The organism is Prevotellamassilia timonensis (genome assembly GCF_900106785.1).
Taxonomy (GTDB): domain Bacteria; phylum Bacteroidota; class Bacteroidia; order Bacteroidales; family Bacteroidaceae; genus Alloprevotella; species Alloprevotella timonensis.
The window spans coordinates 103980-124041 of the sequence record NZ_LT629845.1 but is presented as its reverse complement, the minus strand read 5'-3'; the positions used below and the strand labels follow the sequence as shown (position 1 = coordinate 124041).

Genomic DNA, 20062 nt, shown 5'->3' with positions numbered 1-20062 from the left:
ACCTGTTGGCGGAATTAATTTAGTGCATACTTAATTCTGCCAATGGGCTTGTCGTTAATGAAGTTTACGTATTGCAGAATGGTAAGTGCACTAATTTTGCCAATGATCCTGGCAAACAAACCATTCGTTATTTTCGCATAGTTCCTGATGACCAAGAACTGGTCTGTAAGTTGTGAGAATATTGTCTCAATCCTCTTTCTTGCCTTTGCAAACGGAATGAATGTCGGTTTCCAATCCTTTTGGTTGAGCCGATACGGACACTCCAGTCTTATGTGTGCGGTTTCGAACAAGTCAAGCTGTACGTCAGCTCCAATATACCCTTTGTCACCATAGATGCTACAGTCGTGATAAGTATGTTTTACATCCTTCATATAATGGAGGTCCGCCACACTTGCCTTTGACAGATCATAGGAATGGATAACTCCACTTAACCCACAGAGAGCGTGTAACTTATAACCAAAATAATACGTGTTCTGCGAAGCACAGAAGCCGAAGTCGGGAGCTTGCGAGAAATTGCCGGTACGTCCCATCTTGCAACGTTTTCCTCTTGCAACCCTACAGACCTCTATCGGCTTGGAGTCAACAAAGAATTGTTCCTCTCCGCCATCCATTTCCATGGCAATCCGCTTGCGCAGTTCCTCACACAGGCCTGCCGTTTTCTTCCTGCGGTCATTGAACTGTCTCCTTGATATGAGATTAGGAATGTTGTCCTTGTACTCTTGCAATTTATAGTCGAACAACCACTTCTCACTATCAATGCTCTCGGTCTCTGCCGTCAAGGATAGCGCCACCACTTCCAAATCCGAAAACTTGGGAACAGGACCACGACGTGGAACATTACCCGATTCATTGACGAGATTTTCAGAGAATTGCTTGCATATCTCGAGTATTTTGACGAATTTTGTATAAAGGTTGTACATACGATGGTTTGGACTTAATGTTTTGAACACCACTAAGTTACTAAAAATCAGCGATATGTGCAACTTTTTACTCATATTTATCAACTTAAATTAATTCCGCCAACGGGTATATAATAGGTCCCTTGATGCTACTCTCTATAATCTTTTTCGTCCACACTTTCATCGCTATGGGCTATTACATCACCCCCAAAGAAGTCATTCCTGAGGATAATGATGCAGAAGCAACAGACACGGAAGCAGAATACACAGAAGACACAAAAGACGACAAGAACACTCTTGACACAAATATCTTGACAGCTAATAGAAAGACAGAAATAGAATTAGCCCTCAAAAAATGGTGTGAAGAGGGATTATACAAGGACTATGAAGTTAATATCTATTCGTTAGCTACTAAGTTGGGATACAAGAAAAACGAACTGACAGAATACTTCAATCAGTCAGAATACACCAATTTTAGAACCTGGCTTAGCGACATTCGTTTTAATGAGGCAGTACGCATGATGAAAGCCTACCCCGAATATAGCATTGACGCTATTTCCACAGAGTGTGGTTTCTCATCCCACACATGGATTTATCGCATATTCAAACAAAAAACGGGCATGTCACCCAGCCAATGGCGCAAACAGTTTGCCTCCGCCTAAATGTATATTTTTGTAATTTCTCATTAAACAACATCTAAAAAGTAGTAGCTTTCCTATGAAAGCTACTACTTTTTTTGTGGAAAAGCTACAACCACCATAGAAAAGCTACCATCACTTCAAAGAGGGAGGAACTATTTTTGCACTCAAATCGACAGATAATGAACATGACAGGAACAGAACCACCCATTTCAATTTCAGATGGCAATCTCATCATGATTGGTGTAGTGATTGTGACTGTATTTGTCATAGTGCTCATCCTTGTGATGATAAACGACTACCGTCTCTACCTAGGAAACCATTGGAAAAAGAAATTCAGTTTCACTGATTTCATCAAGCAAGAACAATTCTATATCTATATACTGTTGTTCTTCCTTCTTTTGGTAGGTTCGGAATTGTTGTTACAAAACGGGTATTCATTCTAAAACAACAAATAATTATGAAAAAGACGTATCTATCATTATTCACCCTCGCAATAGGAGCTGCGATGTTTACTGCTTGCACAGACGATGACATCAACGGGGGAAACAAAAATCCCAACAAACCTTTAGCAGAACTATCCAAACCAAAGGCAAACCCTTGGCTGGCACAAGAGGAATACAGCATCACCCATTTCAATTCGGCGCAGACTGATGCTTTCACAGCAAAAGTGAAGGACGGCACGTTCTATGCCGACCTGACGAAATGCAAGGCAACAAGCAGCGGTCCTGTGAACCTCATGACGCTCGCGTCCACTTCCCCAAAATACATGTGGGGAATGAGCAGCGACAGAGTGTCTATCATTGACGTATCCAACGGCAACTTTGAAAGACTCGCAGAAGCTGGTTTGCCTGGAATACCAATGAAGACTCAAGAACAACTCAACATCTTGACTTCCAACTACTCGTCTTACTCTGAACTTGCAACAGCCGTAACCGGAGTATTAGGTGCTACCCCACAAGCGTCTATAGCCAATGGTAACTATGTGTTGTGCGACAAGGACAACTATGTGTACACCAATGCCGGACACATCATGGCAAGATACAAGCTGAAGAACCCCAATAATCCAAAGGAAGGCATAGAGTTAGACAGTCAGATTAAGCTCACTCCGTATATCAACAACTCTTACACTCTGGTGGGAGCTTCCATGACATACGATGGACACTTGATCGTGGCGGCACAGAATGCGCTCGTTGTACTCAACCGTGAGTTGACTAAGGTAGAAGATACCTACAACCTGGTGAGCACCCAGATATTGACGAACTCAATAGCAGTGGACGAGAACGGCGGGGTATATGTAGCAAGCAACAACAGGCAGGCCAACGGCAAGGGACTCATGCAAAAGCTGATATGCAAGAATGGAAAATTCTCTGACAGCGAGAGCGATGGAGCATGGAAAGCCGAGTATGACGGAGGTCCGGCAACACCATGTATCAAACTCGGATATGGCACAGGATCAACCCCTACCCTGATGGGATTTGGCAACGACGAGGACAAACTCGTGGTGATAACAGACGGATCGAAGAGAATGAAACTCGTAGCTTTCTGGCGTGATGCCATACCTGCCGATGCCAAGCCTGTAGATTCCAACAACAAGCGTTTGGCAGGAACGTTCGACATCACATGCGGATTACCAGCCTCTACCGAATGGGTACAGTCGGAACAATCCGTAGTAGCCGCAGGATACGACGCCTTTGTGGTGAACAACATCAGCCAGACAAAGGAAGATATAAGCGACAAGATTATAGGCGTGCTTGCCATCGGTCCTACCATAGAGACTCCCAGAGGTGCTGAATGCGTGAGCTGGAACACGAAAGAGAACAAGTGGGAGACTAAGTGGACACGTGCCGACGTCAGTTCGCCAAGTATGATTCCTGCTGTAAGCACATCGTCAGAAATGGTATTCGTAAGTGGTTGGAACGATGCCACAGGTTGGGAAGTAACCGGACTCGACTGGCACACCGGCGCCACACGCCACCGCACAATCCTGGGCAAGGACAATCGAGCCAATGGAGCATATGCCATCATACAGTTCTTTGACAATGGTGACTTACTCTACAACTCGGTGTCTGGACCGTTCAGAGTGCAGATCAAGTAAAACAGTGTGAGAACAAAAGTATATTAACATAAAAAGCAAGAAGAATGAAAGTCAAGCAATTTATCATGACCTCATTGCTAAGTTGCATCATGGCAATGACATTCATCGCTTGTTCCGATGACGACGGCATAAAGATTCCCAAACCGTTACCTAAAGAGCAATGGAGCGCAACCCTGAAAGGCGACGGTGAAGAGCTCGGGGCATACCCAGACTTGTATTGCAATTATTGGGAATACACCTATCGGGCAGACGAAAATAGTGACAAGATTCTATGTCTGAAAGGAGAATTCCCTCATTGCAGATATTTCAGCGTATCACTATACAATGATGAGACAGGAGACGTTTTCTCAGGCATCAACGACCAAGAAATCCCAGCAGATAAAGGAAGCACAAACCCCTTCGTCAAGACCACTTCGGGAAAGAACTATTTCACCATCTATGTGGTGCCAAATGGAACACCACAAAGCGTGATAGACAAACTTGGTTCAGAGAGAGTGGTGAAAGTAGCAAAAGGTGTGAACAAAGTAGCCATTGCTCTCAGACATTACCTGGGCACTACTGCTGATGGAAGCCAAAAAGACGAATACGCAGGAGTGGAACTACCAGCCATCACCGCACTCGACATGGATTTGCATGAGACCTCTGTGCCAGAACACGTTGCATCAAATATCGCTAAGGTGACATCTAAGGTGTTTACACAGAAATCCGACGAAAACAAGGAGATGCCATTCTTCCTTGCTCCAGTCAGCATGTACTATCCAAACAGTTTCACGGCATACCTTTATGGAAGAACGCACTTGCGCAAGGACTCTGTGCTCACATTCTCCTTCATTCCGGCCCCAGTGCCCACTAAGCCGGAGGAATACAAAGACGCTGTGACACGTTACTGGTCTATTTGCATTGGCTCAGCAAGCGACACACGCTCATATATGTCTATATATGATAAGAAGGCCCGCTATGCCGATGGCAAGAAAGCGACATTTGTGATTTGCTTGAAAAAGAATCCTAAGCTTGCAGCCATACAGAGCAAGGTGAACGAAATGAATGCCAACGGAGAATATGTCAATCTCTTCATTTGGGACAGTGAGAAAAAGAACATAGACGGCAATCCTATCGGAGAGGTTGTGGCTGTCATGTACAGAAACATTCTTCCCGACAAGGACTGGGAACACTCCATCGCAAGAATGACACCTACAGCTTACAAGGATAATAAGGGCGAACCTATCGACCATGTGACCGATCCCGACAATCAGCTTGCTCACAAAGCTCTTGGCGACTATGGACCACTTGGTGTAAAGGTAAGCAACGACGATTTCTTAAAGTAATACAGACTTTCATGAACCTACTATGCTAACTCGCAAAATGAGGGTTAGCGTGGTAGGTTCTTTACTTTTCTCCCGTTTTACAGCATTTCCTTCACCTTTTTCTCTTGTTCCTTTTTGCAACACTGAGATAAGTGAATTCTTCGACATGGCAAATTTCCGAGCAACTTTTTGTTGCTCGCGTACCTAAAAATGTTACGGAATTATTGCCGTCCGGTAAAACGCCGAAACGCAATTTTTTCCGTCTTAAACCCTTTATAAATAGCACTTCATGCTCTTTACTTCAAGAAGTAAGCCCCTTTAGTTAGCTGCACATGTCTGCAGAAGCTATTATTGACATAAAAGCATACATGAAATACGTTAGCAATCACGTTGTCCATGACAGACTTTAATGCTTTTGCCCTGTAAGGTTGGATGTTCAAAATTGGCATCAAAAATGAGATTGTTTTAGGGAATTCTATTCGTTGTTATGGTTGTTCGGTGAAAAGTAAACATGCGAACGGACTCAAACACCAAACGCGTCGCCCCCATTAGTGCTTGCGTTTTTTTGTAGCGCGTTTCAAGCAACTTATAATGCAACAAAAACAGTCGCGCTTTTGATGCCAACTTTGAACACACTACCTGTAAGGGCAAAAGCATTATTACAATGTGCTTTAGACTTTTACCGGACAGCAATATTGCGGACTTAAGCCTTATTTCAAACGTGAAGTGCGTTGTTCCCTTTTACGTTCTAACCCAAGCCATAATTGCAGGCTTGACGGGTTAATCAGTTTTACATCGACTTTACATTTCGCCCTTCACATACTTGGCAAACTCTTCCTTACTACCATTGAACACATTGACGTCTACCTCGGTACGAATGCCACGCACCCGTCCATAAGGGGTGAGCTGCCAATGCAGCAAATGCACGTAGGGCTTGAACTCGCCATAGCGGGCTATCCATACATCGTACTTGCGCAAGGCGGCAGGAGCGTGTTTCAAGTGGTTGTTAACAAACAGCTGTCCCACATAAAGTATAGGGCGTTTGCCATGACGGCGCTCCACTATTTGCAACCAGTTAAGTACCTGGCGGAACAGGGCACCATCACCACCCATCTGCCGTATCTGTGCATCAGTTGGCTCAAGGTCAAGCACCGGTGGCAGATCAGATTGTGCCACCCAGGCCATTTTCAAGAAATAAGCGGCCTGCTGCGCACCCGTGCTGCGTGTGCTGAAAAAGTGGTACGAGCCCACATGTATGCCATGCCGGCGGGCCTGTCGCAAGTCGCTGGGATAATACTTGTTGTACACGGTGCGCCCCTCGGTAGCCTTGATATAGGCAAATGACACGGGATAGTCAACCACACCCCGCACCCTGCGCCCACCACCAAGGCTGTATATGCGAAGCTTTGACCAGTCTATGCCATACCGGCGACGTCCCTGCTCGTGCTGATGGCGCGAGATATCAATGCCATACACACGGTCGGCTGTATAAATCATGCGTTCACCCTGGAAACGGTCGTTTTTCCACGAGCCACAACGCACAATGTGACGGTTGCGCGAGCTAAAGCCATGCCCGCTGCGCTTGTCGGCCTTCCATTCGCCATCATAAAACTCTCCGTCAGCAGCATATAGTTTGCCACTACCATCGGCCCGACCCTTGCCGTCAAAATTGCCCTCATACACACCGCGTTGGTCTATGCGTTTGCCTGCTTTCAACGTATCATTGTGCCATGTGCCTTCATACACAAGTGTGCCCGACGCATTGGCCATGCGACCATACCCCTGGCGCACCCAATGTCCGGCCACTTTGCGTCGACAATCTACCTGCCCCTCATACTTCAACGAATCGGCCACTGGCATATTGCGCACACAAGTTAAATCCGTACGTGGCACAACGGGCACTGCTTTGTCGTGTCTCAAATGGAAGGAGCGCACCCACGCCGTGGCATTTTTCCACCACCACACGGGCCAATAGTGCACATAGGCCATGAGCTGCGCCAATTTGACTGACGACACACGGGCCGCGCCACGCTGCACCCCGCTTATATGGCCCGAACGGTTGACCCACACACCACCCTCGGCTGCCGCAAACAACTCGCGGTCACTGTCTGTCACTGCTGGCAAAAAGTTTTGAGAGCGACTGCCCATGTCGTTATAGGCAAACAAACGGCTGCGCAGCGTGCGCACCCCGAAACGGTATACCGAAAAACGGCTGCAACCATCGGGCAAGCAAAGTGTGTCGAGCTGCAACAGCATGAGGCCGTTTTTATGACACCGCAAATGTGCTTTTAGCTTGGTCGGCACATAGGCGCTCGTCACCTCAACACTGGCATCAAGATGCGCAGCATACCGGCTGCTTTGCTTGTACTTACCCACAAGCCTCAAAGCTGAGTCTACCATCTCGGCATGTTTTCTCACCTTTTCACGATAGGCCATCACGTCGTTATATCCATCGTCTACCACCGAATGGGTGCGCGCATAGTAGTCGAGTTCTTTTTGCTCGCCCTGCAATTTGGCGAGCCGCGCAACAAGTAACGTATCGAGCTGCTGCAAACGTTGGCGCACTTGTGCGGCCGGCAACACCGAAGGTTGGCCGCCTACTATGGCATCAGAGGTTACGATGTCGCCACCATTCGACACAAAAGCGCCCGATTGGTCGGCCGTGTCGCTCACCGCGGCACGAACTGTCGAAGCATCTTGCAACGAATCATTGCGCAACGAGAGGTAAAGGGTGTCACTGCCCACCAATGGCAACACATAACAGGTTGCTGCCTTAACACGACAAACAGCACGCAACTGTTCGGTCTGTCGTGTGGGTATGAATATAATGAGTACAGCCACCGCCACAACTATCAGAGGCAATGCTATGAGCGATATTTTGTGAGAGCGTTTCATGATGCTTGTTTTTTCCTTGAACAGAGATGTTCTAAAAAATTACTTAGCTTATGCAAAGTTAACAAACACACGAATAGGGCTGCATGCCAAATGCGGTGTTTTTCTACACTTTTCGCTCAAACTTTCCCTGCCACGAACCACGGCGCCGCAACTCGGCCATTATATGCTGCGTCACCACATCATTTTTAACGCCCCACTTTGGCGCAATCAACTGCCCGGCCGGCGATTGCGACACAAAACGCTCTACTGCAACCAAAGGCGAAAGATGTTCTAAAAAGTCTGCCACATGGTATACATACCCTTGCATGTCATACAAACGGAATTGTGTGGGGGCTGCTTGATAGTCGTGAGCCATCTGCGAACCTTTGAGCACCTGCAACTGGTGCAGTTTTACCACATCTACATGCAGTGCATTTACGGCCTCTGCCGTTTTTACATGATAATCATGACGCTCGCCGGGCAGTCCGAATATCAAGTGCGCACACACGGGCAACCCCCGTTGCTGCAAGGCGTTCACAGCTTTGCGCGATGTGCCAAACGTGTGTCCGCGATGCACGCGCTCGAGCACCTGGTCATCAACCGATTCTATGCCCAGCTCCACCATGACGAATGTCTGCGCCGAGAGCCGCTGCAAATAATCGAGCCAATCATCTGTCAGGCAGTCGGGCCGCGTGGCTATCACCACCCCCTTCACATCGTCGGTCTCCAAAGCGGCTTCTATCAACTCACGCCCACGGGCCAACGGGCCATAAGTGTTTGTGCCCGACTGGAAATATGCCAAATAGCTCACATCACACCCCACGCTGTACTTGCGCATGAAAAATGCCTTTCCACGTTCCAACTGTTCAAGCACGTCGCGCCCATTTTGGCAGCATTTGGGCACAAAACTGCGGGCATTGCAAAAGTCGCAGCCGCCGCGGGCTATCGTGCCATCGCGCACCGGACAAGTGTTGGCTACATCAACAGGCAACTTCTGCACCTTGCCATCGAAGTGCTTTTTCAAAAAGTCTGAATAGGTCGTGTATAAATTCATAAGCAGGTGTTCAATATTAGATGATATGAATCGATGCAGTGCATATCCCCGAAGTCTTGATTAAAGAACGGGTTGGCAAAGTTAGTAAACAAATTGACAAGTCTGCCAAGAATACCGCCAACGGATTTTGAAGATCTATTTGCACGTGCAAACGGCACTCACTGCAAAATATTTTGTCCGGAACGCACTTTTCTGAAAAAATAATCATACATTTGCATCATACAAACTTCTAAATACGTAATTGCCTATCGAAAAAACATTACTCTGAAACAATAAAAGTTACAAGTAATGACAAACTACACGCTAATGGCCGACGACGAATTGGTCAAGCTATTTTGTGCTGGTCAAAACAATGCTTTTGACGAGCTTTTGTTACGATATAAAGATAGGCTCTATTCCTATATTTCATATTTGGTTAAGAATGACGACATGGCAGACGATTTGTTTCAAGAAACGTTTGTCAAGGCCATCATGACCATACGTCAAGGGCGCTATCAAAGCAGCGGAAAATTCTACGCATGGCTCACACGCATTGCGCATAACTTGCTGATAGACCAGTTCCGCGAGGAGAGCAACTTGACCTTGGTGTACAACGACGGAAAAGAAAACGGCTGGCAAACGCTGCAAGGCTATGTCGAACCCACACGCGAGAGCCAGTTGGCCAACGAGCAAGTGCTGGCCGACGTGCGCCGACTTATGGAGCACCTGCCGGCTGAGCAACGCGAAATGGTGTACATGCGCTATTACAAGGGACTGACTTTCAAGGAGATTGTCGACCTTACCGGATTGGGCATCAACACCGCGTTGGGCCGCATGCGCTATGCCATACTTAATATGCGCAAAATGGCCAAGCAATACCATATCAACCTGTACTAACACACAGTTTTTTTACCACACCATCATAATATAATGGCACATTGTGCGTTAATAGGATATGAGCGACAAACTGGTGTTCATAAATCGTCGATATGAATTGACACAGTTGAACACCAACTTGCCCGCCTGCATATACTTAACTCCATTAGCGCCTATGCCACATTTTACACCACAAGCTAAAAGTCCGAAACCCGAAAGCCTGCTCTACATAACAGCATTTGCAAGGCTTTACTCCCCTGCCCCCGACAATGAGCAAACGGCACGCAGCATGGCGTCAATATGCCGCCGACAAACAAAGTGTTAATGAACCCGTTGACGAATTTTGGGGGTTAAAGGGTTAACAAGTTGACAAGCTTGCTGGCAAGTTTGCTATACACTACTTGCCATGTTAAGCTAAGAAACTTGGCCAAATTACCCGTTAACTCGTCAACTTGTCAACCCGTCAACCGTACATGCCATCAACGTGTTAATAACATTTTTTTGAGTTACTGTTTTATTTTCAACACACAACATTGCCACTTTGCACAGAAAGCAGTACCTTTGCCATAAGGTTGAGCAGGCAAACCCGCAGCGGGCTTGTCCGCCATTATAGCTAACACTTAATTTATTTCCTTACACAATGAAAAAGATATTGCTTCTTGGTTCGGGAGAACTGGGTAAAGAATTTACTATTGCCGCCCAACGCTTAGGACAGCATGTCATTGCCTGCGATGCCTATGCAGGAGCACCAGCCATGCAGGTGGCCGACGAATTTGAGGTTTTCTCAATGCTCGACGGCGAGGCGCTTGAGCGTGCAGTTGAAAAGCACCACCCCGACCTCATCGTACCCGAAATTGAAGCAATACGCACCGAGCGCCTCTACGATTTTGAAAAGGAGGGCATACAAGTAGTACCTTCGGCCCGTGCCGTCAATATCACCATGAACCGCAAGGCCATTCGCGACCTCGCTGCCAAGGAACTCGGCTTGAAAACGGCCAAATACTTCTACGCCAAATCATACGACGAGTTGGTTGAGCACGCCAAAATTATCGGTTTCCCCTGTGTGGTAAAGCCGTTGATGTCATCATCTGGCAAAGGCCAGTCGCTCGTTAAGACTGCCGACGACCTCAAGCACGCATGGGAATATGCCATGGGAGGCAGCCGCGGCGACATTCATGAGGTCATCATCGAAGAGTTCATACACTTCGACAGCGAGATTACGTTGCTCACCGTCACCCAAAAGAATGGCCCGACACTGTTCTGCCCGCCAATAGGCCACGTGCAAAAAGGCGGCGACTACCGCGAGAGTTTCCAACCCGCACACATAGCCCCCGAACACCTGGCCGAAGCCGAACGCATGGCCGATAAGGTTACACGCGCATTGACAGGCGCCGGCATTTGGGGCGTAGAGTTCTTCCTGAGCCACAAAGACGGCGTATACTTCTCCGAACTTTCACCTCGTCCGCACGACACGGGCATGGTCACTTTGGCCGGCACACAAAACTTTACCGAGTTCGAGCTCCATCTGCGCGCAGTGCTCGGATTGCCGATTCCTTGCATCAAACAAATGCGCATTGGCGCAAGCGCCGTCATTCTCTCACCCATCGAAAGCCAGAACACCCCCGAATACGAAGGACTTGAGCGCACTTGTGAGGAGGACGCTGACGTGCGCATCTTTGGCAAACCCACCACACGTGTGGGCCGCCGCATGGGCGTAGTAGTTTGCAACGGACCGCTTGACGCCGACCTCGACACACTGCGCGACAAAGCCAAGCGCCTGGCAAGCTACGTAACTGTCAAATAACACACTGGCACAACGCAGGCTACTAACACACCATACACCTGCCACACCTTACACATACGGGCTGAATTGAATACGGCATCACCCCCAAAGGCTGCCTATTCAATTCAGCCCGTATGCGTTTGTACACGCAACAAGCCTCTTGCATTGCCCTTTATATGCGTTAAAACACTTGTTTAACAATAAATTAAGCCCCACATCGCAAACAAATGCGCATAAATTTTGTACCTTTGTGGTCAAATATCGAAAAAATGCGGCAAAGGCCACACAAAAGTTAACCAAGCCACCAACCGCTCCCTGCGAAAGCCTGCCATTACCAAACCGACACAGGCATCCGCACACATCAAAAAAAGTATGTGGGACAGGGCACATGTCTAACTAATTCCACATTCCATGGGGCTATTACTCCTCTATCTCTTTGGTGCTTTAAGCATCTCATTTTTATGTTCTATTCTTGAAGCGGTGCTGCTTTCGGCACCAATGTCATTTGTGTCCATGCTCGAAAAAGAAGGACGCAAGGGCGCTCCCCTACTCAAAAAATACAAGCAGGACATCGACAAGCCCATCGCGGCCATATTGTCGCTCAACACCATTTCGCACACCGTGGGTGCTGCTGGTGTCGGCGCACAGAGCGAGGCCATTTTCGGCAGCCAATTCTTTGCCATAACCTCGGCCATACTGACATTGCTCATTCTCGTTTTTTCCGAAATCATACCCAAAACCATCGGTGCATCATACTGGCGCAAAATGGCCATACCATGCGCACGCATTATCCACGTATTGGTAATCGTCACCTATCCTTTGGTGCTGATGTCTGAATTGATTACACACATTTTCTCGGGCAAGAAGCAACAAACTTCTGTCAGCCGCGAGGAGGTGTCGGCCATGGTAACCGTGGGTGCCGAAGAGGGCGTGCTCGAAAAGAAAGAAAACAGAATGATTCAAAATCTGTTGAAACTCGACGATGTGAAAGCTCGCGACATCATGACCCCAAGTTCGGTGGCCGAAATAGCCGAAGAGAGCATGACTTTGCGCGAGTTCTACCAGAACGATGCTTTCCGCCAGTTCTCACGCATTCCCGTCTACAACGAGGAGAACGACGACTACATCAAGGGTTATGTACTGCGTCAGACCATACTCGAAAAGCTCTCCGAAGACAAATTCAACCTGCGCCTTACCGACATCATACGTCCGGTTCTCACTTTCCAGGAAAACGAGAACGTGGGCAAAATATGGGAGCAACTGCTGGCTAAGAAAGAGCATATTTCCATCATCATCGATGAATACGGCTGTTTCCGCGGCATCGTAACCATGGAGGACGTTATCGAAACCATGCTCGGCACCGAGATTGTTGACGAAAAAGACACCGTGACCGACATGCAAGAGTTCGCCCGCGAAAAGTGGCAAGAGCAACAGCAGCAAAAAAAGTAAATTCACACACTATCTCTATACATGGCAGTTGCTTAACGGCAACTGCCTGTCTTTTTTTAAGCAAATATACAAGTACAACTCACTGGCAGAATTTTTGGTTAACAGGTTAACAAGTTGACGGGTTAACAAGTAGATATGCTTATACTATTTATTATGTTAACCCCCATTAACCCCATTAACCCTCTAACCAACTAACCCCCTAACCCATTCCTCCCTCCACCCCATAAAAGCTATTTCACATTGTTTCGATTTTTCATTCTGTTACTACTACTGCTCATTCTGCCAGACCTGTATATTTGGTGGAACTTCACACGCACACAAACCGGCATATTGCGCACATTGCTCTTAGCATTACCCTCGCTAATGGCCTTGGGCTGCATGTTGCTGCTAATATGCCAAGTACGTGCAGCCACACTCATGCAACTGGCCTTCATTCTGCTTATATGCGTAGCAGTGCCCAAACTCGTATTTGTGTTGGCCGACATCATAGGTCGAGGCATCTGCTGGCACCACCCCAACATGCTGCCCAACGTACACAAAGTGGCCACAGCACTGGCAGTAGGCATGGCCGCCCTGCAAGTGTATGGCACAGCATGGGGCTGGCGCAAATTGCAAGTCGAAAACACTACATTACACATAGCCGGACTACCTGCAGCTTTCAAGGGCTACCGCATTGTACAAATATCCGACATACACCTCGGCACCTATTCGGGCGACACATCGCTCATGCAAAGCATGGTTGACAGCATCAACCAACTCAACCCCGACCTCATCGTGTTCACCGGCGACATGGTCAACACGGCCTCGAGCGAAACACTGCCGTACATTAAGATACTTGGCAAACTGCATGCGCCCGATGGCGTCATGTCGGTGTTGGGCAACCACGACTACTGCATGTACCACCCCGGACTCTCACCTCAGGAGAGGGAAACCGAAATCCGGCGCATCATACGCTCACAACGCATCATGGGCTGGCAAGTGCTGCTCAACGAAAACCGTCACATTGTGCGCGGCGACGACACACTCTACGTGGCAGGGGTCGAAAATGTGGGCAAACCGCCATTTCCCACACGTGGCCGCCTCGACAAGGCCATGAAGGACATTCCCTCGCATGCCTGCACCCTGCTGTTAAGTCACGACCCATGGCATTGGCGCCATGGTGTGCTAAAGTACCCCAACATTGCCCTCACCCTGTCGGGCCACACACATGCCCTGCAAATGCAAGTAGGCAGTTTCTCGCCCGCCGCATGGTTCATGTCCGAATGGGGAGGACTTTACACCAAAGGCCATCAGCAGCTCTTTGTCTCAACCGGCATCGGCGGCGGAGTACCATACCGACTTGGTGCCTGGCCTAAAATCGAACTAATCACACTTATGTAATCAAAATTGGCGTCAAAGACGAGACGTTTCCGGGATATTTCAAGTTACTTGAAACGCGCCACAAAAAACGCAAGCACTAAACGCAAGCACTAATGGGGGCGACGCGTCCCGCGTCGAGAAAATATATAGCTATTATTTAGTAGAGCTTGCATATTCCCCTTCACTATCCCGACGCGAGACGCGTCGCCCCCATTAGTGCTTGAGTTTAGTGTCTGAGTTTGGTGCCTGAGCCCGCTCGCATGTTTACGCTTTACCATACAGCAATAATTAGTTGACAAGTTAACCAAAAATACCATCAACGGGTAGTTATATGCTCCCCCATTAACCCTCAATTCCAATACCCTTATAACCCACTCCCCCCTACCTATGAAAAAAATACTATTCACCCTATTAGGCCTTCTATTTACCTATGCAGCAATGGGGCAAACGCCACAAGCGACCTCCAATAACCAACCCAACACAACATCGGCCTACCAAGATGCCCCTGCAACGCCACACGAAGTAGCCATACAAAACGACAATCCCCTGCCCCCGTCAGAGCCTCTGTCGCTTTGGTACACCGCCCCCGCCACCAACTGGGTGCGCGAGGCATTGCCCATTGGCAACGGCGACATGGGAGCCATGATATTAGGCGGAGTGGCACAAGACCGCATACAATTCAACCACAAAACACTGTGGAAAGGCACCTCCAAACCCACCGACCTTGGGTCGTACCTGCCCTTCGGCGACATTTATATTACAAACCTCAACGCAAAGAGCGCCACGAGCTACCGACGCTGCCTTAACCTGCGCACAGCCGTGGCCGATGTGCAGTACGATGCTGACGGCGAATGTTACACACGCGAATATTTGTGCAGCAATCCCGACAAGGTCATAGCCATTCGTTACAAAGCAAAACACGCCCGCAATCTGTCGTTAAGCATCAATCTAATCAATGCACAGGGGCTGCGTGCCACCTACACCACCAAGGGAGCCACCTTCAGCGGCACACTGACCAACGGCATGGCCTATGCTGCCACCATGCGCGTCTGCCACAAGGCGGGACGCGTCACAGCCACAAGCGAGGGTATTGAAATAGACCGGGCAAAAGAGGTTGTGATATTCCTTGCATGCACCACCAATTTCGACCCCACCAAAGCCAACCACCTCGCGGGCAACATGCCTCAAATTATGGCCAACATCAACAGCACTGTGCAGGCGGCAAGCAACAAGGGCTTCGAACGCGTGATGAGCCGCCACATCAAGGACCATGCACAACTCTTCAACCGCGTAAACTTTACACTGCAAGGGGCCGAACACACGCAACCCACCAACCTGCTGCTCACAGCAAACACCAACGGGGCCAACAACATGATCGACCAACTCATCTTTCAGTATGGACGCTACCTTACCATCGCGGCCTCACGGGGTATTGATGTGCCGTCCAACTTGCAAGGGCTGTGGAACAAAGACGGCTACCGCGGGGGCGACGCCGTTTGGGCTTCCGACATACACTCCAACATCAATGTGCAAATGAACTATTGGCCATCAGAACCTACCAACCTGAGCGAGTGCCACATGCCATTTCTCAACTTCATCTGCAACGAAGCCCTGCGCCATGGCGGACAATGGCAGCAAAACGCACGCCAACTGGGTGTGGAGGCCGGTTGGGTGGTCAACACGGCCGGAAACATATTTGGCGGTTCAAGCAATTACAAGATTGGCAAGTATTCGGTGGTCAATGCCTGGTACTGCTCACACCTGTGGCAACACTTTGCCTACACCTGCGACACCACATTCCTGCGCCTGAAGGCCATGCCTGTAATGAAGGCGGCCTGCGACTTTTGGGTCAAGCGCCTGGTCGAAGCACAAAATGGCGACGGCACGCTCGAGTGTCCCAACGAATATTCGCCCGAACAAGGCTACGTGCAAAATGCCACAGCACACTCACAACAGCTTGTCACACAACTCTTTGAACAAACGCTTAAGGCCATCGAAGTTCTTGGTCACGAAGCATCGGGCTGTGACAATGCGTATGTGGATTTACTCAAAAGCAAACTCAACAAACTTGATAAGGGGTTGCGTATAGACCAAAACGGATTGCTGCGCGAATGGAAATATCAAGACAACACGCCCAACCTCAGTGCCAACACCGACTTCTTTGCCGACGACGAACATAACGTGTGGCAGGGCCACCGCCACACCTCACACCTCATGGCCCTCTACCCGGGCTTTAACATTGACCCCGGGAAGGACAGCCTGATATTTGCTGCTGCCATTAAATCGCTCGCCAACCGAGGCGACGATGCCACAGGCTGGGCACGCGCATGGCGCATTTCGCTATGGGCAAGGGCACGCAACAACGCACATGCCTACCAAACGCTGCGAGGTTTTGCCCACCACACCACCAACACCAATTACGATTGGCAAGGCGGTCTTTACGACAATTTGCTCGATGCACACGCCACGAGCGTGTTCCAAATCGAGGGTAACTATGGTGCCACGGCTGGCATTGCTGAAATGCTGCTGCAGAGCCGTCCCGACTCATTAGTTCTGCTCCCCGCCCTGCCCCCGGCATGGGCCAATGGCCAGATTGACGGACTGAAGGCTATTGGCAATTTCGAAATCGGCATGGCGTGGTGCGCTGGCCAACTGTCAACACTCCGCATTCTGTCTGTCAAGGGCATGCCCGTCACGTTGGCTTACCCCCACCTGTCGCAAGCCACCATTGTTAACGAAACGACTGGCGAAAAGGTCACCCCTAACAGTCACGAGGGTAACCGCCTCAGTTTCAACACCATGGCTGGCCACACATACAGCATCACCCTGCCTCACTCAGCCTTTGGGGGTGCAGACAGCCCTAACTAATAAGTAGGTATTCAGAATTATTTTATACAATCAGTAGGTGTTATTTTCACATTGAAAACACGTTATCGAGGCGCATCTGTTCCTTTCGTTCTCGGTCACATAGCCCGAACACCAACTTAAAGGTAAATCGCTGTCCGGTAAAACAATTCTAATATTACTCAACTTTCAGCCCGCACTTGCTAAATCCGAAAGTTGAGTAATATTACCGAACAGCAATAGCTACGTTTCGTTTTGATCTTTCAGCCTCATCACCTCATCAGTCTATTCTCACCTTTGCCACAAGTTTGCGCAGTGTACCGCTGCCAATAATAGGGGCATGGGCATCTTCGGGATACATGATGTAGAACTGCCCCGGCACCACATCAAAGTAAGTGGCAGCCGGCAGGTCGTAAAGGGCAAAATCGCGTGCCACATCAAAGGGTTCGCGACTACTTTCGGCCGCCAAAGCCTCAAGCGGACTCCACCCCACCCGTTCGCTACCGCTGAGCGGGAAATGTATGTCGATATAGCGGCGATGCACCTCAAGTGCCTGCTCCCCCTCTGTGCGCAAGGTCGCATCATCAACATTTATAAACACGCGGTCGCCATCGAGCGCAATGCGTCCTGCCGGCACCTTTGTCAAATCGTGCGACTTGACATAATCAAAAACCAATTTGAAAGCCGGGTGCGAATGCTCTACGCGCCCACTCTCTGCCAATGTAGATAGTATCATATTCTCTATTGTTTTTTATACTGCATTATTTGCTGTGCCCCCCTTGCTTACCGAGAGCCAACAAGCGAGTGCAATATTACGCACATTTTTTGAAAACCCCCACACCCCCTCCACACTTTTTTTGTGCAAACTGTCTGCACTTTGAGGGCAATGGGGTGTTAAATAATTCTGTTGTATCTTCCCTATTGTTTATTCTTTCGTCTGAGAAAGATTATTTATCTTTGTAATCATTATTGACAATTCCACCAAGGAATAGTCTATTGGTTTTTATCTCTGAGCAACAATATTGGAAGAAATATTTGACGGAACCACCATGTCTGTTTCCTAGCCCAAAAACAAGCAACGGCCCGGCATAAAGGAATAAACACTATTACGCATGAATATTAAAGCTATAAGCAGTAAATTGAAGGGTAACCCTACGATGGTGGAGGGTACGGTGTATTCGATGCTCGTTATATGCAGCATCTCGCATTTCTTGAATGATATGATTCAATCTATCATTCCTGCCATCTACCCTATCATGAAGGACAGATTCAACTACTCCTTCGCACAGATAGGCATCATTACACTGGTGTTTCAGATGACTTCCTCTATTCTGCAACCTTTCACAGGTTTTTATGCCGACAAACACCCACGACCATACGCCCTGTCGGCGGGTATGTGCTTTACCTTGATAGGATTGTTGCTGCTTGCCTTCGCCGAGAACTATTTTATTATACTCCTGGCGGTGAGCGTGGTAGGATTTGGTTCTTCTATTTTTCACCCTACAGCTTCGCTTGTCACACAACTGGCCTCGGGAGGCAAAAAGAGTTTGGCACAGTCCATATTCCAGGTGGGAGGCAATGGCGGTTCGGCTGTTGGCCCGTTGCTTGCTGCCATCATTATTCTGCCCTTCGGACAGCATGCCATCTCTTGGTTTGCCTTGGCGGCATTGTTAGCGGCTATCATCATGATACGGTTGGGAACTTGGTATAGGACCAAACTGTCCTATGTGGTGACGCATCAGTCTGCGCAACCTCTCATCAATCACGACATCTCAAGACGAACCAAATATGGTGCTCTGCTTATTCTTATACTTCTCATATTTTCGAAGTATTTCTACACGGCTTGCATCACGAGCTACTTCACGTTTTTCTTGATAGACAAGTTCGGCGTTTCGGTACAAACATCGCAGCTTTGTTTGTTCGTGTTCCTATTGGCCTTTGCTATCGGAACCGTGGCCGGGGGCATGTTGGGCGATAAATTTGGCCGGAAGTATGTGATATGGTTCTCCATTTTAGGTGCCGCGCCATTTGCAATAGCCATGCCTTTTGCCAATTTAACGTGGACCATTATCTGCACTTTCCTGTCGGGACTCATCATTGCCTCGGCGTTCTCGTCGATCGTGGTTTATGCCACCGACTTGATGCCTGACAAGGTGGGACTGATAGCGGGCATATTTTTCGGACTGATGTTTGGATTGGGCGGACTTGGCTCTGCCTTCTTCGGTTGGCTCGCCGATAAAACCAGCATTGAGTATATCTTTCAAGTAAGTGCCTTCCTGCCGCTTCTCGGCATCATCGCAGGCCTGTTGCCTAACACGCAGAAAGTGAATAGGCGCAAATGAAAGGGCACGTCTTTACACGTAAAAGCGCAAATTGTTTATGTTGAGGCACGAATCGTAAAATATTTTCTATACCTTTGCAAGCGAAACATCAAGAGCAGTTGCTACGCAGCATTGATTTGCTGATGGTGGCAAACTCACCAACCGAGTTTACAGGAACCACGGTGGTTAAGGTACGATGTGGAAGTTTTCTATATTCATTAAAACACTTCAAACATTTCCTGACATGAACAACAATTCTCTTTACGCAGATTTTGCTGCGCGTTTTGCGAAGGCTTCACTTCAATCTCTCATTGACTCTTTTAATGCACAAGTAGGCTGCAGGGGCTGGGGCTCAGCTCGTGCTTGCCATGACGTGGCACTTATTGACGAACTGAAACGACGGGGCATTGACCTATCAGCCATCAGCCAGGGTAGCGGCACGTCGTTTGCTCACAAGGTGACACTTGACACTGACGGACAAAAGCTTATTATTGCTGACTAATGAGTGGGCAAGATGCCTAAAAAGGCACTGACGTTAGTCTGACTCTACAATTATAGGAAAATCCCTTCCACATCGTCTGCTC

The 20062-nt window shown here is 48.5% G+C and carries 15 protein-coding genes and 1 riboswitch; of the genes, 11 read left to right on the top strand and 4 right to left on the bottom strand.

Annotation, left to right across the window (positions count from 1 at the left end; genetic code table 11):
- Positions 1–14 precede the first annotated feature (14 nt).
- Positions 15–995, bottom strand: a complete 981-nt coding sequence (locus BQ5453_RS09220) for an IS982 family transposase (RefSeq protein ID WP_071121765.1) — start codon at positions 993–995, stop codon at positions 15–17.
- A gap of 50 nt (positions 996–1045) precedes the next feature.
- On the opposite strand from BQ5453_RS09220, the gene BQ5453_RS09215 reads away from it, so the two are divergent.
- The 4 genes from BQ5453_RS09215 to BQ5453_RS14480 all read left to right on the top strand — a co-directional run bounded on the left by BQ5453_RS09215 (position 1046) and on the right by BQ5453_RS14480 (position 4960).
- Positions 1046–1561, top strand: coding sequence for a helix-turn-helix domain-containing protein (locus BQ5453_RS09215; protein ID WP_235860070.1), 516 nt, complete (start codon positions 1046–1048; stop codon positions 1559–1561).
- 164 nt (positions 1562–1725) lie between these two features.
- On the top strand, positions 1726–1983 hold the full coding sequence (locus BQ5453_RS09210; protein WP_143033359.1) for a hypothetical protein: 258 nt from the start codon (positions 1726–1728) through the stop codon (positions 1981–1983).
- A gap of 14 nt (positions 1984–1997) precedes the next feature.
- Positions 1998–3635: a hypothetical protein gene (locus BQ5453_RS09205; protein ID WP_071122998.1), complete on the top strand. Its 1638-nt coding sequence runs from the start codon at positions 1998–2000 to the stop codon at positions 3633–3635.
- 44 nt (positions 3636–3679) lie between these two features.
- Positions 3680–4960, top strand: coding sequence for a hypothetical protein (locus tag BQ5453_RS14480; RefSeq protein ID WP_071122997.1), 1281 nt, complete (start codon positions 3680–3682; stop codon positions 4958–4960).
- Positions 4961–5740: 780 nt separating this feature from the next.
- On the opposite strand, the gene BQ5453_RS09195 is transcribed toward BQ5453_RS14480, so the two are convergent.
- Both BQ5453_RS09195 and BQ5453_RS09190 read right to left on the bottom strand, forming a co-directional pair.
- On the bottom strand, positions 5741–7834 hold the full coding sequence (locus tag BQ5453_RS09195) for a GH25 family lysozyme (RefSeq protein ID WP_071122996.1): 2094 nt from the start codon (positions 7832–7834) through the stop codon (positions 5741–5743).
- Positions 7835–7937: 103 nt separating this feature from the next.
- Positions 7938–8867 (bottom strand): tRNA modification radical SAM protein MnmL/YtqA, encoded by a 930-nt coding sequence (locus BQ5453_RS09190; RefSeq protein WP_071122995.1) that lies wholly within the window; start codon positions 8865–8867, stop codon positions 7938–7940.
- A gap of 288 nt (positions 8868–9155) precedes the next feature.
- On the opposite strand from BQ5453_RS09190, the gene BQ5453_RS09185 reads away from it, so the two are divergent.
- The 5 genes from BQ5453_RS09185 to BQ5453_RS09160 all read left to right on the top strand — a co-directional run bounded on the left by BQ5453_RS09185 (position 9156) and on the right by BQ5453_RS09160 (position 17181).
- Entirely contained in the window at positions 9156–9743 is a 588-nt protein-coding gene (locus tag BQ5453_RS09185) for an RNA polymerase sigma factor (RefSeq protein ID WP_071122994.1), read from the top strand.
- Positions 9744–10362: 619 nt separating this feature from the next.
- Positions 10363–11526, top strand: a complete 1164-nt coding sequence (gene purT, locus BQ5453_RS09175) for a formate-dependent phosphoribosylglycinamide formyltransferase (protein WP_071122992.1) — start codon at positions 10363–10365, stop codon at positions 11524–11526.
- Between the two features lie 390 nt (positions 11527–11916).
- Positions 11917–12954, top strand: coding sequence for a CNNM domain-containing protein (locus BQ5453_RS09170; protein ID WP_071122991.1), 1038 nt, complete (start codon positions 11917–11919; stop codon positions 12952–12954).
- 240 nt (positions 12955–13194) lie between these two features.
- On the top strand, positions 13195–14334 hold the full coding sequence (locus tag BQ5453_RS09165; protein WP_074027661.1) for a metallophosphoesterase: 1140 nt from the start codon (positions 13195–13197) through the stop codon (positions 14332–14334).
- Between the two features lie 366 nt (positions 14335–14700).
- Entirely contained in the window at positions 14701–17181 is a 2481-nt protein-coding gene (locus BQ5453_RS09160; RefSeq protein ID WP_083361191.1) for a glycoside hydrolase family 95 protein, read from the top strand.
- A gap of 256 nt (positions 17182–17437) precedes the next feature.
- On the opposite strand, the gene BQ5453_RS09155 is transcribed toward BQ5453_RS09160, so the two are convergent.
- Positions 17438–17893, bottom strand: a complete 456-nt coding sequence (locus tag BQ5453_RS09155) for a NanQ anomerase/TabA/YiaL family protein (RefSeq protein ID WP_071122989.1) — start codon at positions 17891–17893, stop codon at positions 17438–17440.
- Between the two features lie 376 nt (positions 17894–18269).
- Between BQ5453_RS09155 and BQ5453_RS09150 the strand changes: the two genes are divergently transcribed.
- Complete coding sequence (locus tag BQ5453_RS09150) at positions 18270–19499, top strand: MFS transporter (RefSeq protein ID WP_071122988.1); 1230 nt, start codon at positions 18270–18272, stop codon at positions 19497–19499.
- An 80-nt stretch (positions 19500–19579) separates the two neighbouring features.
- Positions 19580–19711, top strand: a riboswitch (SAM-I-IV-variant riboswitch).
- Positions 19712–19722: 11 nt separating this feature from the next.
- On the top strand, positions 19723–19980 hold the full coding sequence (locus BQ5453_RS09145; protein ID WP_143033358.1) for a hypothetical protein: 258 nt from the start codon (positions 19723–19725) through the stop codon (positions 19978–19980).
- Positions 19981–20062 lie beyond the last annotated feature (82 nt).